Genomic DNA, 14,459 nt, shown 5'->3' with positions numbered 1-14,459 from the left:
GGGCCGACGATGCTCCCATCGGCGACCGGCACCGTCACGGGCAACCGGACACGGCCAACCTATCAACCCGTTCACCGCCCGCCCGCGTCGATCTTCACCGGCGGCATCACCGCCCCCGGGATTGGGTATCCCGCCCGGGAAAGCTCTCCGAAGGAAAGTGGTTTCCGTGACGTACGTAATCACCCAACCGTGTGTGGACGTGCTGGACAGGTCCTGCATCGACGAATGCCCGGTGGACTGCATCTACGAGGGAAACCGGATGTTGTACATCCATCCCGACGAGTGCATCGACTGCGCCGCCTGCGAACCGGTCTGTCCGGTGGAGGCCATCTACCACGAGGACGACGTCCCCGAGGAGTGGGAGAGCTACACCGTGGCCAACGCCGAGTTCTTCACCACCACCGGTCTCGGCTCCCCCGGTGGGGCGGCCAGGGTCGGACGAACCGGAACCGACGTGCCCCCGATCTCCGAGCTGCCACCCCAGGCGTGACCCCGACCCCGGAACGCGACACACAGCGACAGTATGATCGCCACACGTGCACGCAGGCGGTACCGTGCTGCGGTACGCGGCCCCGGCGAACCCGCGGGATCCCCGGGACAGCCGTCACGCCGAAGGACCGAGACCGGTGGAGGGACCCAGACCGGTGACCCCGCACCCGCACGAACCATCAGACCGCCCCCCGGGTCGTGTGCTGTTGCTCAGCGCCGACATCGGCGAGGGGCACAACGCCACCGCCAGCGCGGTCGAGGAGGCCGCCCGGACGTTGTGGCCGGGGTGCGCGACCCGTCGGCTGGACACCCTGGAGGTCATGGGCCCCGGAGTGGGGCCGTTGTTCCGGTGGATCTACGTCCGCAACGTCGAGTCCACCCCGTGGCTGTACGACCTGTTCTACAACGCGCTGTGGCGTCAGCGCTGGTTCGCCGACGCCTCACGCCGTTTCGTGGGTGCCTGGGTCGGCCCCCTGCTGCGGAGGTACGTCGACGCCTGGAACCCGGACGTGGTGATCTCCACCTATCCGATGGCCACGGCGGGGCTGGACCATCTGCGGCGCCGTGGGGAACTCGACGTGCCGACCTCGGCGATCGTCTCGGACTTCTGCCCCCACCCCTTCTGGGTGTATCCGGAGATCGACCTCCACTACGTCATGAGTGAGGCCAGCCTGCGCTGTCTGCACCGCGCACAACCGGACGCGGCCGGCGCGGTCTGTGTTCCTCCCGTCTCCACGCGGTTCCGCCCGAGGGACCGGGAGAGCGCCCGCCGGTCCACCGGACTGCCGACCGGGGGTTTCCAGTTGTTGGTCTCCTGCGGCTCGCTGGCCTTCGGGTCCGTGGAACGAGCCGTGGACACCGCCCTGACCGTTCCCGGGGTCGACCACGTGGTGGTGGCGTGCGGACGCAACGAACAGCTGCGTGACCGGCTGCTGCGCCGACGGGATCCGCGGAGGCGGTTGATACCGCTCGGCTGGGTCGAGGACATGCCGGCGCTGACGGCGTCCGCCGACCTCGTGCTCTCCAACGCGGGCGGAGCCACCGCCCTGGAGGCCATGGCCTGCGGTCGCACCATGATCATGTTCGAGCCCATCGCCGGGCACGGACGTGCCAACGCCGAGCTCATGGCCCGTGCGGGACTGGCCGAGCTGTGCCCCGACACGGAGGCCCTGGCCGCGGCCCTGCACCGGTTCACCGAGAACGAGCAGCACCTGCGCAACCACGAACGGCGGGTGCTGGAACACGCGAGCTCCGGTGAGTTCACCGAGCAGACAGCGCGGCTGGCACGGCTTGCCCGCCACGAGGGCAGTCGTCCGCTCCGGGCCCAGGACCGGTTCTTCGTCCACGCCGCCACCCCGGCGGTTCCCCAGCAGACCGGGGCCGTGCTGCGGATGAGGGGATCCCCTCCGGAACGCACGGCACGGGACTGGGCCGAGCACCTGGCCGGGCTCGTCCGGGAACGCGCCCGCGAGCTACCCATGCTGTGCCGTGTCCTCGTGCGAGGACGCCACGGGGCCCCGAGGTGGCACACCGTCCCCGAGGTCGACCCGTGGCGGCACCTGAGCCACCACGACACCGACGAACGTTCCGCCGAGCGGCTGCGGAGCGAGTTCTTCACCTCGGCGGTCCCCACCGACCGGCCACCGTGGCAGCTCATGGTGTTGTGCACCCCGCAGAGCACGCTCATCCTGGCCAAACTCCACCACTGCCTCGGCGACGGCATCGCCGTCACCGACACACTGGTCCGACTGTTGCGGGACGAGGAGCCGCCCCGCCCGACGGACCCCCGGTCCGCGGAACCGGGCGGGAAACGGACACGCACGCTCCTGCCCTCCACCAACCCCCGGGCCCTGCTCGGTGGGATCCGCACGGCGGCACGGGGTTTCCTCAGCCTGGCCCGAGCGGGAAGAGCCCCGTCCTGCTCCCTGAACGGACCGAGCACGCCGGCACGTTCCTTCGGCACTCTCGAACTTCCCACGCGCTCGGTCCGTGCGGCGGCACGCGCCCACGGTGTGCCGCGCACAGTCCTGCTGATCGCCCTGGTGGCCGAGGCGCTGCACCGGGAGCTCGCCGAACGCGAGGGCACCCGCACCGGACAACGGCTGCGGGTCATGGTTCCCCGCACCACGCGGGAGTCACGGTCGGTGACGGACTCCGCGGAGTTCGGCAACCACACCGTGGCCGTCTCGGTCGACCTGCCGGTGGGTCCCATGAGCACGGCGGAACGTATCGAGCAGGTGAACAACCTGCTCCGAGCCGGACAGCACGACGGCCAACCGCTGGCCGCCGGGGTGGTCATGAGGGCGCTCGGCCTGTTGCCCACCCCGGTACACCGGCGTGCGGTCCGGGCCGTCTACCGGAGCCGGTTCTTCAACACGATCCTCTCCGTGATGCCCGGTTCGCCGCGTCCACCGCACGTGTGGGGCGCCCTGGTGGCCGGGGTGGTACCCGTTCTCCCCCTGGCCTCCGGGGTGGGAGTGGCCACCGGGGTGATCAACTGGGGTGAGACGGTCGGCATCGGAGTGACCGCCGACGCGCGCCTCGGGGGGACCGCTGAACGACTGGCCGGGCGGATCCACGACGTGTCCACGGAACTGACGGGCTCCACCACCGAGTCCGCGACTCCTCCTCGCGACCGGGAAGGACGACGTTGAGCGACACCGGAACCTGGTTCGTGGTGGCCGTACCGGCGGCCCTGGTCGGAGCGGCCAGTTTCGGCATGGCGAGCGCGGTACAGCAGCGGGCCACCAAACAGGTCCCGAACATCCGCACGCTCCACCCTCGTCTGCTGTTCGAGCTGGTGCGCAAGCCCATCTGGCTGGCCAGCGTGGCAACGGTGATCATCGGGCTGTCCCTGCAGGTCGTGGCCCTGGCCTACGGTCCGCTGATGCTGGTTCAGCCGTTGCTGGTCACCAGTGTGCTGTTCGCGGCGGTGCACGCCGCGTGGCTGGCCCACCGCAGGCTGGACCGGCTGGTGGTGCTCGGGGCGCTCGCCTGTATGGGGGGACTGTCCGCCTTCCTGCTGTTGGCGCGGCCCCGGGGAGGGGACGAGACCATCGAGCCCCAGGCCATACCGCTGGGCGTGCTGCTGGGGGTGCTCACGGTGGTGTGTCTGGTGGCCGCCTCCCGTTTTCCCGGCGAGATCCGCGTGATCGCCCTCGCCCTGGCCACCGGGGTGTTGTACGGGGTCACGGCGGCACTGATGAAGGTGGTGGCCAGCCAGTTCCGTGCCGGCGGGATCACCGAACCCTTCCAGCACTGGGTGCTCTACGCGGTCTGCCTGATCGGCCCCTGCGGTTTCCTGCTGAGCCAGAACGCCTTCCAACAGGGAAAGCTGATATCCCCCGCCCTCGCCGTGATCACGACCGTCGACCCGCTGGTCGGGGTGGCCATCGGCATCAACTGGTTCGGTGAACGGGTCACCGCCACCCCGGCCGTGCTCGGCGGGGAGGCGTTGGCCTCCCTCGTCATCGTCGGCGGGATCGTGCTATTGACCCACCGCGGAGAGGTCCTGCGCCGGGAGATAGAGCGGGTCGACCCCGGGGACCGGTCCGAACCGACATGGGGGTGAAACACCGGTGACCACGGTGCTGCGCGGAAGGAAAGTACTGGTGACCGGGGGGTCCTCCGGGATCGGAGCCGCCACGACCCTGGCACTGGCACGGCGGGGCTGTGAGGTCGTCGTCACCGGACGCGACGAGAGGGCACTGCGTGCCGTGGCCGCCCGGACGGGGGCACGTCCCCTGGCTGCCGACCTCGGTTCCCCGGAGGGGCTCGCCCGCCTCGTCGAGGAGGCCGGTCCTCCGGACGTGCTGATCAACAACGCCGGCCTGGGGTGGTCCGGAGAGACGGAGACCATGCCGGGCACGGAGGTACGTCGCCTGCTGGCGGTGAACCTGGCCGCTCCGGTGGAACTGACCCGGATGCTGCTTCCCGCCATGCGCTCCCGGGGCGGGGGCCACATCGTGTTCGTGTCCTCGATAGCCACCGTCGGTGTCGGCACCGAGGCGGTCTACTCGGCGACCAAGGCCGGGCTGCGTGCCTTCGCCGCCGCACTGCGCGACGAACTCGCCGGGAAGCACGTCGCGGTCACCACGGTGTTCCCCGGAGCGGTGCGCACTCCCTTCTTCCGACGCCGCGGGCAGGAGTACACGAGGAGCTTCCCCCGGATGCTCCCCCCGGAGGAGGTGGCCGAGCGGATGCTCCGTGCCGTCGAACGCGGCGAGCAGGAGTGCTTCCTGCCCCGGTGGCTGGGGCTCGCCTGTCGGGCGAACGGGCTGCTGCCCGGGACCTTCCACCGACTGAGCAGGTGGTTCGGCCCCACGGCCTGAGCGTCGGTCGACGTTCCTCTCAGCGCAGGGCGGAAGGCTCGGGAAGCGGCCGTGCCCACCCCGGAAACGACGCCGGGGTCCCGGTACCGAAGAGCAGCCTGATCCCGTGCCCCCGCAGTTCCCTGCGGAACCACACCAGGGAGAACAGGGCGGCCAGCGCGATCAGACCGTACGAACCCGCCGTGCTCACCAGCAGGAACTCCTCGACGGTACGCTGCGCCAGCATCCACAACGTGATCGCGCCGTTGGCCGTGAACACCGCCGCCCACAGCAGGGAGACCCGCCTGAAGAAGCGTCGGATCGCCACGTGGCCGAACAGCGTGGGCGGAAAGACGCAGAAGTCGTCGGCGAGCCGTGCGAGGAAGGTCCGTTCGAAGGGAACCGTGACCAGCAGCAGAGCCGCTATCAGGAAGTTCTGCAGGCTCGGCTGGAGGAAGTACAGGAACGTGCTCTGGGACAGCAGGCCGACCACCGTGCGCACGACCAACAGGGCCGTGGTCAGCACCAGAGCCGCGGGGACGGGTGTCCGGAGCACCAGCCGGCAGCCCACGGCGGCGAGTACCCACCCGAGGGCTGCCAGCAGACCTCCCGTCAGATCGGTCAGGTTGAGCAACAGGTAGAACAACCCGAGGGGAGCGAGGGTGGTTTCGAGCAGCTTCTTACCCGCGTGGACGAGTTGGGCCCGGATCCCACCCAGCTGAACGGTGGTCGATGTGTGCATGCCTACCTCACGCGGCACGGCCGGGAGACCTCCCGCATCCGGTGCCGTGGACGGTTTCATCGCGCTGTGGGCGTGGCGAAAGCGGCGCGACGGACGCTCACCCGCGACTCACTGTATCCCGGCAGCACCCTAACGGACCGTTCCCGGTGAGTACAGCCACACCGAGCGACGTCATCCGCGCAGCGCCCGCAGTGACTCCCGCAACGATCCCATGGTGGCCAACACGGCGGTGGGCTCGTAGCCGCAGTGGGCCATGCAGTTCGCGCAGCGCGAGTCCCGCCCCCGGCCGTAGGACTCCCAGTCGGTCTCCTCGAGGAGTTCACGGTAGGACTGGGCGTAGCCGTCGGCCATGAGGTAGCAGGGGCGTTGCCAGCCGTACAACGAGTACGAGGGGATGGCCCAGGCCGTGCAGGCGAAGTCCCGTTTTCCTTCGAGGAAGTCCAGGAACAGCGGCGAGTGGTTGAGCCGCCACTTCTTGCGACGCCCGTCCGCGAAAGCTTTCTTGAACAGCTCTCGGGTTTCTTCCACGCCGAGGAAGTGCTCCTGGTCCGGAGCCTTGTCGTAGGCGTAGGCCGGCGACAGCATCATCTGGTCGACCTGGAGTTCGTCGTTGAGATAGTCCAGGACGTCCACCACGGTCTTGGGGGTGTCGGTGCTGAAGAAGGTGCTGTTGGTCGTCACGCGGAAACCACGCCGCTGGGCGTCCTTGATGTTGTCCACCGCCTGGGCGAAGACGCCCTTCTTGCTCACCGAAGCGTCGTGGCGCTCCTCGAGCCCGTCGATGTGCACCGCCCAGGAGAAGTACGGCGAGGGTTCGATCTTGTCGATCTTGCGCGGCATCAACAGCGCGTTGGTGCACAGGTAGACGAACTTCTTCCGCTTGACCAGCTCGGCCACGAGCACTTCGATCTCGGGGTGCATCAACGGTTCCCCACCCGCGATGGACACCACCGGGGCCCCGCACTCCTCGACCGCGGAAAGCGCCTGGTCCACCGGCATACGCTGCTTGAGCACATTGGCCGGATGCTGGATCTTGCCACACCCCGCGCAGGCGAGGTTGCAGGCGAACAGCGGCTCCAGCTCCAACGTCAGAGCGAACTTCTTTCGACGGAGAATCTTTTGCTTGGCCAGATACGCCCCTACGCGGACGGCCTGCCGCACTGGGATGCCCATGACGGAACCTCTTTGCTCCAGCGAGATCGAACAGTTTCCAGCGAACCGTCCCCCGCCACCGCGCGTGACCAGCGCAGCAACGGGAGGCCGGTATCGCGCAGTCGTCGCAACGCCCCGACCAGTCGCCGCGGTGCCCCCGGGGCGACCAGGGGCTGTTCGGAGGTGTCCAACACCACACGCACGACCGCGAACGGATGTTTCCCCGCGGCCGCGGCCAACTCCCCCGACTCCATGTCCACCACCGTCGCGCCGCTCTCCGCCAGCACCCGGCGTTGCGCTCCGAGCACGGGGTGGTCGCTGGTGACCACCACCCCGAGGCGAACTCGTGGTACGACACGACGCAACTCACGAGCCAGTACTTCGGGGGCGTGCGAACTCAGTCGCCGCCCCGCCGAAAGCACCTCGGTTCCCACGACCACGTCCCCGGAACGAAGTGTGGGATCGAGACCACCCCCCAACCCGGCCACCGCCAGCGCACCGAACCCGATCCCGGAGATCCGCTCGACGGCGCGAACGCTGCGCCGCCGTCCGTAACCGGTGCGCCTCACCCACAGTTCGGGGCAACGACGCAGGGCACGGGCCTCCACCCGCAGGGGCGCGCAGACCAGCAGCTCCGGGGGCATCGGCTACTCCCCCCGGACGGCACGTCGATACCGGCCCAGCGCCGCCAGCGGGAAAACCTGCCGGTACAGGTGGTAGTTGATGTAGAAGTCTCCGGGAAAACCGGTACCGGTGAACTGCGGTTCCGACCAGCTGCCGTCCTCGTGCTGTGTCCGCACCAGAAAGGCGATCCCCGCACGGACGGCTGGGGTCTCGTGCCTGCCCACCGCGAGCAGGGCGAACAACGCCCAGGCCGTCTGCGAGGCGGTGGACTCCCCTCGGCCCACCCATGCCGGGTCCACGTAGGAACGCGGGTCCTCTCCCCAGCCCCCGTCGGGGTTCTGGTGCTGTTCCAACCACCGCACCGCGCGACGCAGTGCGCTGTGTCCGGCGGACACCCCCGCGCGCACCAGGGCCGGAACCGCCGCTCCCGTTCCGTAGACGTGGTTCACCCCCCAGCGTCCGTACCAGGATCCGTCGTTCTCCTGCTGCTCCAACAGCCAGCGCACCCCGTCACGCACCACCCGGTCGCTGCGGTCGTCACCGGTTTCGACCAAGGCCTCCACCACGTGCGCGGTCACGTCCACCGAGGGCGGATCGATCACGGCACCGAAGTCGCAGAACGGCAGTTCGGTGACCAGCCACCGGGTGTTGTCCGCGTCGAAGGCGCCCCAGGCACCGTTGGAGGAACGCATGCCGCGCAGCCACCGACGACCGCGGGACACGGCCTGGGCGGCTCCCTGCTCCGTGGCGTAGCCGGTGCGGACGAACGCCAGCAGCACCTCGGCCGTGTCGTCGATGTCGGGATAGTTGTCGTTCTCGAACTCGAAGGCCCAACCGCCTCCCGCCGGAAGCTGCGGCCGCCGCACGGCCCAGTCCCCCCTCACGGTGATCTCCTCGGAGCGGACGTAGTCCAGCGCCTTCCGCATCGCCGGGTGATCCCGGGAGACCCCCGCGTCGTGCAGGGCCTGGATGCCCAGCACGGTGTCCCAGACGGGGGACTGACAGGCCTCCATCCTGCGGACCCTTCCCTCCGGCGTGTCCTCCCGGATCAGGAAGCCCTCCAGGCCCTCGATCCCCGAACGCAGCACCGGATGGTCCAGTTGGTACCCCAACAGGTGCAGGGCGATGAGCGAGTACACCCACGGTGGCTGGATCCCGCCCCAGCATCCGTCCGCCTCCTGCCGAGCGACGATCCACTCGGCCGCACGGCGTATGGCCTGCTCCCGTACCCGTCGAAGTGGGTGCCGCCCGTAGGCGTGCAGCGCCCTGTCCAGTACCCGGAAGAACCTGTCCCAGGAGGTCTCCTCCCTGCCCGACAACCGCCCCACGGGACCGCCGGTGCGCAGCTCGTCGGTGCGGACCCCGAGTTCACGGTGTGGGCGGAGGGCGCTCACCACGGTCAGCGGCACGATCGTCTGACGCGCCCAACATCCCCAGTCCGCGAGGTTCAACGGGAACCAGGAGGGCAGGAACACGATCTCGGGAGGCATGCACGGCAGTTCGTCCCAGGACCACTGCCCGAACATGGCCAGCCACATCCGAGTGAAAACCCTGGTGCGTTCGATCCCGCCCTGACGCAGGATCCAGTCCCGGGCACCGACCATGTGCTCGTCGGCGACGTCGTCCCCGGCCAGCTTCAACGCCACATAGGCCTCGACCGTGGCGGAGAGATCCCCCGGAGCCCCGTAGTAGGGTCCCCAGGTCCCGTCGGAACGCTGCTGGGAGCGGATCCACCGGGCGGCCTCGGCCGTCTCCTCGGCGGTACGGATGCCGAGGAACTGGCGCAGCATGAGGTCCTCGGCGTCCATGGTCACGTTGGTCTGCAGCTCCCCCTGCCACCAGCCTCGTTCGTGCTGCCGGGAAAGCAGGTGGTCACGCGCCGCCTCCAGGGCACCCAACCAGTCCGGTTCCTGTTCGTGGTGCTCCGTCGTCCGGGAGAGCTCCCACCCTCCCGTTTCGACACTCGATGGTTCCGCTGCCTCGACCTCCTCGGGAGTCGATACCTCGGTGTGGCGCAGTGATCCGGTCACTGGTTCCTCCGGAGAACGAAATCGGCGAGTTCGGTCAGTCCCTCGGTCGTGCCTTCGCAGTCGGCGCGGCGCAGCTGGCGACACCCCGCCTGCAACCTGCGTTCGCTCTCGGCACGGGTCCATTCCGCGGATCCCGCGCCGCGCAGCAGCTCAGCGGCCTGTTCCACCTGGGACTCGGTGAGCGGTTCCGGCTGTTCGTAGAGCTTCCGCAACCGCTCCCCCTCTGGGGTTCCGGAATTGAGGGCGTGCACCACGGGCACCGACTTCTTGCGCGCCCGCAGATCGGACAGCACGGGTTTTCCGGTCTCCTCCGGGTCCCCCCACACCCCGAGCAGGTCGTCGACCAGTTGGAACGCCATTCCCAGCTCGAACCCGAACTCGTGCAGCCGCTGCACCGTGTGTTCGGAGGCGCCCGTCAACAACGCCCCCATCGAACACGAGCAGGCGATCAGGGCCGCCGTCTTCCCGGCGACCATACGCTGGCACTCGGCTATTCCCACGTCGAGACGCTGCTCGAAGTCCAGGTCCGCGGCCTGACCCGCGATGAGGCTGCGCACCGTACCCGACAGACTTCGGGCGGCCCGCAACGCCTGGGGGGAGTCGTCCTCCAGAACCACGTCGTGGGCCAGCTCCAGCAACGCGTCCCCCGCCAACAGGGCCGTGGAGCGCCCGAACACGCTCCAGGCCGTGGGGCGGTGTCTGCGTGAGAGGTCACCGTCCATCAGGTCGTCGTGCAACAACGAGAAGTTGTGCACCAGCTCTACCGCGGCGGCCCCGGACAGTGCCGCCCGCTCGTCGCCGTTGCCCGCTCTGGCCGACAACAGCACCAGCGCCGGACGCAGTGCTTTGCCGGAGCGCACTTCGGGAGTTCCGTCGGCGGAGACCCAGCCGAAGTGGTACTCGCTGACCCTGCGGGTGTCCGGATCCAGGCGGGCGACGGCCCGGCGCAGGTGCGGATCGACCGTTTCCCTGGCACTGACCAGGGCTGAGGGCACCGTCGTGGTCATGCGTCACCTCCACGCCGCACTGGGCTGGCTGTCCATCGCTCGAACTACGGTCCGTGCCGCCACGTTTCCGCTCCGCACCGCCCCTTCGAGGGTGTCCGGCCATCCGGTGTCGGTCCAGGCGCCGGCCAGCACCAGACCGGGACACTCCGTCTCGGCCGGAGGGCGTAGCCGACGGCTTCCCGGCGCGGGCAGAAACGTGGCAGCGGGTTCCCGGGTGACGAAGAAGTCCAGTACCCGGCTGCGGCGGATCGCCGGGAACAGGGTCTCCAGGGCGGGCAGGTACTCGGCACGCAACCGTGCCGAGGGAGCCTCGATCAGCTCCTGGGCCGCCGACAGGGACACCACCAGGTACTGTCCCCTGTCCGCCCCCGCCGCCTCCGTGCGGTCGAACAACCACTGCACCGGGGAGTCGAGTGCGGCAGCCATGGGCAGATCCGTGACCGGATCCTCCACGTGGACGTGAATGTTGACGATCGGGGCACGTTCCAGCGCCTGCCCTCCGTGCTCGTACCGCTGCGAGTCGCCCAGCAGTTTCGCGGCGGCGACGTTGGGCACGGCCAGCACCACGGCGTCCGCCGCGATCTCGTGGTTACGTCCCCCCTCACTCGCCCGGACGCGGTAGTCCCCGAGCTCCCCGTGTATCCCGGAGACCTTGTTCCGCGGCAACACCGTCACCCCCGCCGCGCACAGGGCGGTGTGGGCGGCGTCGCCGTGTACCTCGCCGAGGGGGCGTTCGATGATTCCGATGTCGCCACCGGTGGTGGTGTCCAGCATCCCGGTGCGGAACACTTTCACCGCCGAGGCCAGCGAGGCGTGCTCGGGACGGGCGTTGAGCGCGGCGGTGCAGAACAGTTCCCACAGTCCCGTCACCGCCGCCCGGGGCTCACCCCGGGACCGCAGCCAGGAGGCGAAGTCCGTGCTGTCCAGCGCCGGATCGTCCGGATCCAGCGTGCGCAGGGCCAACGCGGTACGGGCCGCGGCGATCCGTTCCCGAGGGGAGAGGGCGCGGTGTCCGAACAGGGCGGGAACCAGGTGTGCCGGGGCGGGCAGTCCGTTGCGCCGCAACGTCCACCGCGCCCGCGGGGTGACCACCGGCACCCGCAGCCGTGGCTGGATCCGTACCCTGTCCGCGGTTCCCAGACGACGCAGCAGCTCGGTGTACTCGGAGTAGCAGCGCAGGAAGACGTGCTGTCCGGTGTCGACGGTCAGCTCACCCCGGCGGAAGGAGTAGGTGGCTCCTCCCAGTCGGGAACGCGTCTCCAGCAGGGTGACCTCGTGTCCCGCCTCCCGACACCCGAAAGCGGCGGCGATGCCGGCGAGTCCTCCGCCGACGACCACGACTCGTCCCGGGCTCATGAGGTCATCCCGGCCAGGGAACGCGCGGCCACGACCGCTTTCTGCCAACCGGGCAGGCTCGTCCTCGACCGCGTCACGAGGCCGGGGTCCTCCGTGATGCGGCGGAGCAGTTCGTGGTAGATCCCGGCCATGGCCGCACAACAGGCTCGGCTTCGATGGTCCAGCATGGGCAGCAAACGCAGTCCTTCGGCGTACCAGCGCTCGGCTCGTTGTCCCTGGAAGCGCACCAGTTCGGCGATTCTCGACTCCTCGTCGGTGAACTCTCCCCGTCGGTCCAGGTCCAGGCGCACTCCGAAGCGGCGCAGATCCTGCCGGGGCAGATAGATCCGTCCGGAACGGCGGTCCTCCAACAGGTCACGCAGGATGTTCGTCAGTTGCAACGCCACTCCGAGGGCGTCGGCGCGTTCCGCGGCCACTCCGGTGACCCGCTGGCCGAACACCCCCAGGGACAGGCGCCCGATGGAGCCGGCCACGCATCGGCAGTAGTGCACGAGCTCCTCGAAGGTCTCGTAACTGTTCCCCCGGACATCGGCCTCACAACCGTCGATGAGTTCGTGGAAGGCCTCCAGGGGAACCGGCAGTCTCCTCCGAGCGTCGGCCAACGCCACCAGCACCGGGTCCTTGGCGTCCTGGTGGACGTTGCGCAACGAGTCCCTGGCCCGTTGCAGTCTCACCAGTTTGTCCTCGGTGGAGGCAGTTCCGTCCCCGATGTCGTCCACCAGCCGCGCGAAGGCGTACACGGCGGACAGGGCCCGACGCTTGGTCGGGGGCAGCAACCTGATCCCGTAGGAGAAGTTGCGGGCCTGCTCCCGGGTGATCCGTTCGCAGTACTCGTAGGCCCGTCGCGTCCGGTCGTCCCTCCCCCGTGCCGGGGCCAGGGAGAGCCGGACCCACTCGCCGAGTATCCGTGCGCGGCGCGGTCGGACACCGACCGCCAGCGGGTCGTAACCGGCCGGTCGGAAGGCGCGGGCCGTGGCCAGCCCGCCCGCGACGTATCCCGCCACCGCCAGCCGCGACAGGCCGGACAGCCGGGCCACCAGCGGCTGCCCGGCACGCAGCATCGACACGGCCCGGTCCACCTCGAACCAGACGAGGGCGCGTAATTCGTTGGAGGCGGTGCCGCCGGCGAACTCGGACTCGTCACACCCGAAGTCCCGCAGGTCCTCGGCGGGGACATAGACCCGGCCCCTGCGATAGTCCTCGGCGACGTCCTGGGAGTGTTCGAGTATCTGCAGCGCCGAGCAGATCCGGTCGGAGAGCACGGTCAGCTCGGGATCGGCCCGGCCGAAGACGTGGAGCACGAGCTCTCCCACCGGATTGGCCGCGTAGGCGCAGTAGTCCAGCAGGTCCTCGAACGTCTCGTAACGACGGACGTGCTGGTCCCGCCGGTTGGCGATGATCAACCGCGCCGGAACCTCACGTGGAATCCCGCACTCGTGCACGGTGGGCGCGAACGCCCTCATCAACGGAATCCGCGGGGTTCCGTCATAGACGCGGGCCAGATCGGATTCCAGCAGATCGAGCAGCCTCTCCCTGGGACCGCAGGCTTCGTCTCCCGCGTAGTCGACGAGGCGGGCGAATCCGTAGACGGCCATCAGGTGCTGTCTGATCCGGTACGGCAACACCCGAGCGGCGACCGTGAAGTTCTCCGACTGGGCCAGTGCCAACACGTCACCCGTCTCGGGGAGCTGACCGGGCAGCACCACCTCGAACGATCGTGCAGGTTGCCGAGCGGGGCGGGCACGGTCCGGTATCGCAGCCATGTCCACCTCCTACCCCGCACAGTTGTTGAGGGAGTCCATTGGCGACAGCGTAGATCGCTGATGGACACGGCGCAGGGCTGTTGACCTCCTCCGATCGGGTGAGTTGCGGTGCGCGCCGGGCCCGAACTCCCCTCCACGACGGAGGACGACGGACTCAGTCCCGGACCGAACGCACGCTCATCCGCCCCAGGGCCACGGAGGCCAGGATGGTGGCCAGGGCACCGCTGGCGAAGAAGAAGCCGAGTTGGGCCCACACCCACATGCCGGGTGATCCCAGCGGCGAACCGATCGGGGTCGCCACCCCCTCGGTTCCCCACAGGCGGCTCAGACTCGGGCCGACCAGCAACCACACACCTCCGGCCAGGGCCAACACCCCTCCCGTTCCGGCCAGGAAACGGTTGCTCGCGGGAATCATGACCAAACCGCCCACCAGGATCGCCGCAGCGGGCAGCACGCACAACCACAGCCGGTCGACCGTGAACACCCACGGCTGACCGCCGCCGAAGCCGTAACCGAAGTAGGGCCCCACGAAGGGAACGAGTCCGGTCCAGACGCCCAACAGCACCAGAACCAGCCCGCTCATCACACCCCGGCTACGACGCATCGAGACCACCGAGGCACGTGCCGTGTTGGCCTCTCCCGTGTAGTGTTCGACCAACCGACCCTCGAACTCCGGATTCAGCTCCTGGTCCGCTGAGGCGTTGGGGGCCGTTCTGACCTGTTGTTTGCTCGCGTCCACCCGTACCGTGCGTGTGCCGGAACGGGCGTCGTGCAGGGGGACGAAGCGGTGCTTCCTGCCCGCCCGCACCACGCCCCAGGTGGGCGAGCCCGAATCCGGGGCCAGATAGACGTGTTCCAGCGTGCCCAGTTTCGAACCGTTCCTGTCGACCACGGGTTTCCCGGAAAGGTCACCGTGCTCCGGCCCCCGGGATTCCTCGGGGCCCTGGGGTGTCGTGGACACACCCACCACCTCCACGACTGAGGGG

Annotated in this window: 12 protein-coding genes; 4 read left to right on the top strand and 8 right to left on the bottom strand. The window is 69.3% G+C overall.

What is annotated here, in order from left to right; genetic code table 11:
* Positions 1–166 precede the first annotated feature (166 nt).
* The 4 genes from fdxA (at position 167) to CEP50_RS13995 (ending at position 4,820) form a co-directional block, all read left to right on the top strand.
* On the top strand, positions 167–490 hold the full coding sequence (gene fdxA / locus CEP50_RS14010) for a ferredoxin (protein WP_106114404.1): 324 nt from the start codon (positions 167–169) through the stop codon (positions 488–490).
* Between the two features lie 136 nt (positions 491–626).
* Positions 627–3,143: a wax ester/triacylglycerol synthase domain-containing protein gene (locus CEP50_RS14005; RefSeq protein WP_258175240.1), complete on the top strand. Its 2,517-nt coding sequence runs from the start codon at positions 627–629 to the stop codon at positions 3,141–3,143.
* A complete protein-coding gene (locus tag CEP50_RS14000; protein ID WP_106114402.1) occupies positions 3,140–4,060 on the top strand; it encodes a DMT family transporter in 921 nt (306 codons plus the stop codon). Before CEP50_RS14005 ends, CEP50_RS14000 begins: the two co-directional genes overlap by 4 nt.
* Before the next feature lie 7 nt (positions 4,061–4,067).
* Positions 4,068–4,820, top strand: a complete 753-nt coding sequence (locus CEP50_RS13995; protein ID WP_106114401.1) for an SDR family NAD(P)-dependent oxidoreductase — start codon at positions 4,068–4,070, stop codon at positions 4,818–4,820.
* 19 nt (positions 4,821–4,839) lie between these two features.
* On the opposite strand, the gene CEP50_RS13990 is transcribed toward CEP50_RS13995, so the two are convergent.
* The 8 genes from CEP50_RS13990 to CEP50_RS13955 form a co-directional block, all read right to left on the bottom strand.
* Positions 4,840–5,541, bottom strand: coding sequence for a VC0807 family protein (locus CEP50_RS13990; protein WP_106114400.1), 702 nt, complete (start codon positions 5,539–5,541; stop codon positions 4,840–4,842).
* A 171-nt stretch (positions 5,542–5,712) separates the two neighbouring features.
* Positions 5,713–6,714, bottom strand: coding sequence for an adenosyl-hopene transferase HpnH (hpnH, locus tag CEP50_RS13985; protein WP_026449011.1), 1,002 nt, complete (start codon positions 6,712–6,714; stop codon positions 5,713–5,715).
* Complete coding sequence (locus CEP50_RS13980) at positions 6,681–7,337, bottom strand: phosphorylase family protein (RefSeq protein WP_106114399.1); 657 nt, start codon at positions 7,335–7,337, stop codon at positions 6,681–6,683. Before CEP50_RS13980 ends, hpnH begins: the two co-directional genes overlap by 34 nt.
* A gap of 3 nt (positions 7,338–7,340) precedes the next feature.
* Positions 7,341–9,347 carry a squalene--hopene cyclase gene (shc, locus tag CEP50_RS13975; RefSeq protein WP_181188390.1) on the bottom strand — a complete coding sequence of 669 codons (2,007 nt, stop codon included), beginning with the start codon at positions 9,345–9,347 and terminating at the stop codon, positions 7,341–7,343.
* Positions 9,344–10,354 (bottom strand): polyprenyl synthetase family protein, encoded by a 1,011-nt coding sequence (locus tag CEP50_RS13970; RefSeq protein ID WP_106114398.1) that lies wholly within the window; start codon positions 10,352–10,354, stop codon positions 9,344–9,346. The genes shc and CEP50_RS13970 overlap by 4 nt, the downstream gene beginning before the upstream one ends.
* 3 nt (positions 10,355–10,357) lie before the next feature.
* Positions 10,358–11,710, bottom strand: a complete 1,353-nt coding sequence (hpnE, locus tag CEP50_RS13965; protein WP_106114397.1) for a hydroxysqualene dehydroxylase HpnE — start codon at positions 11,708–11,710, stop codon at positions 10,358–10,360.
* Positions 11,707–13,473 (bottom strand): squalene synthase HpnC, encoded by a 1,767-nt coding sequence (gene hpnC / locus CEP50_RS13960; protein WP_258175239.1) that lies wholly within the window; start codon positions 13,471–13,473, stop codon positions 11,707–11,709. The genes hpnE and hpnC overlap by 4 nt, the downstream gene beginning before the upstream one ends.
* Before the next feature lie 154 nt (positions 13,474–13,627).
* Positions 13,628–14,434, bottom strand: a complete 807-nt coding sequence (locus CEP50_RS13955; RefSeq protein WP_258175238.1) for a PRC-barrel domain-containing protein — start codon at positions 14,432–14,434, stop codon at positions 13,628–13,630.
* Positions 14,435–14,459 lie beyond the last annotated feature (25 nt).

This window comes from Actinopolyspora mortivallis, from assembly GCF_003001495.1.
Taxonomy (GTDB): domain Bacteria; phylum Actinomycetota; class Actinomycetes; order Mycobacteriales; family Pseudonocardiaceae; genus Actinopolyspora; species Actinopolyspora mortivallis_A.
This window is presented reverse-complemented; position numbering and strand designations above follow the sequence as displayed.

What these genes read in the sequence shown, in the direction of transcription:
- CEP50_RS13990 (WP_106114400.1), bottom strand. Translation starts at nt 5,541, where the DNA reads ATGCACACATCGACCACCGTTCAGCTGGGTGGGATCCGGGCCCAACTC.
- hpnH (WP_026449011.1), bottom strand. Translation starts at nt 6,714, where the DNA reads ATGGGCATCCCAGTGCGGCAGGCCGTCCGCGTAGGGGCGTATCTGGCC.
- CEP50_RS13980 (WP_106114399.1), bottom strand. Translation starts at nt 7,337, where the DNA reads ATGCCCCCGGAGCTGCTGGTCTGCGCGCCCCTGCGGGTGGAGGCCCGT.
- CEP50_RS13970 (WP_106114398.1), bottom strand. Translation starts at nt 10,354, where the DNA reads ATGACCACGACGGTGCCCTCAGCCCTGGTCAGTGCCAGGGAAACGGTC.
- hpnE (WP_106114397.1), bottom strand. Translation starts at nt 11,710, where the DNA reads ATGAGCCCGGGACGAGTCGTGGTCGTCGGCGGAGGACTCGCCGGCATC.
- hpnC (WP_258175239.1), bottom strand. Translation starts at nt 13,473, where the DNA reads ATGGCTGCGATACCGGACCGTGCCCGCCCCGCTCGGCAACCTGCACGA.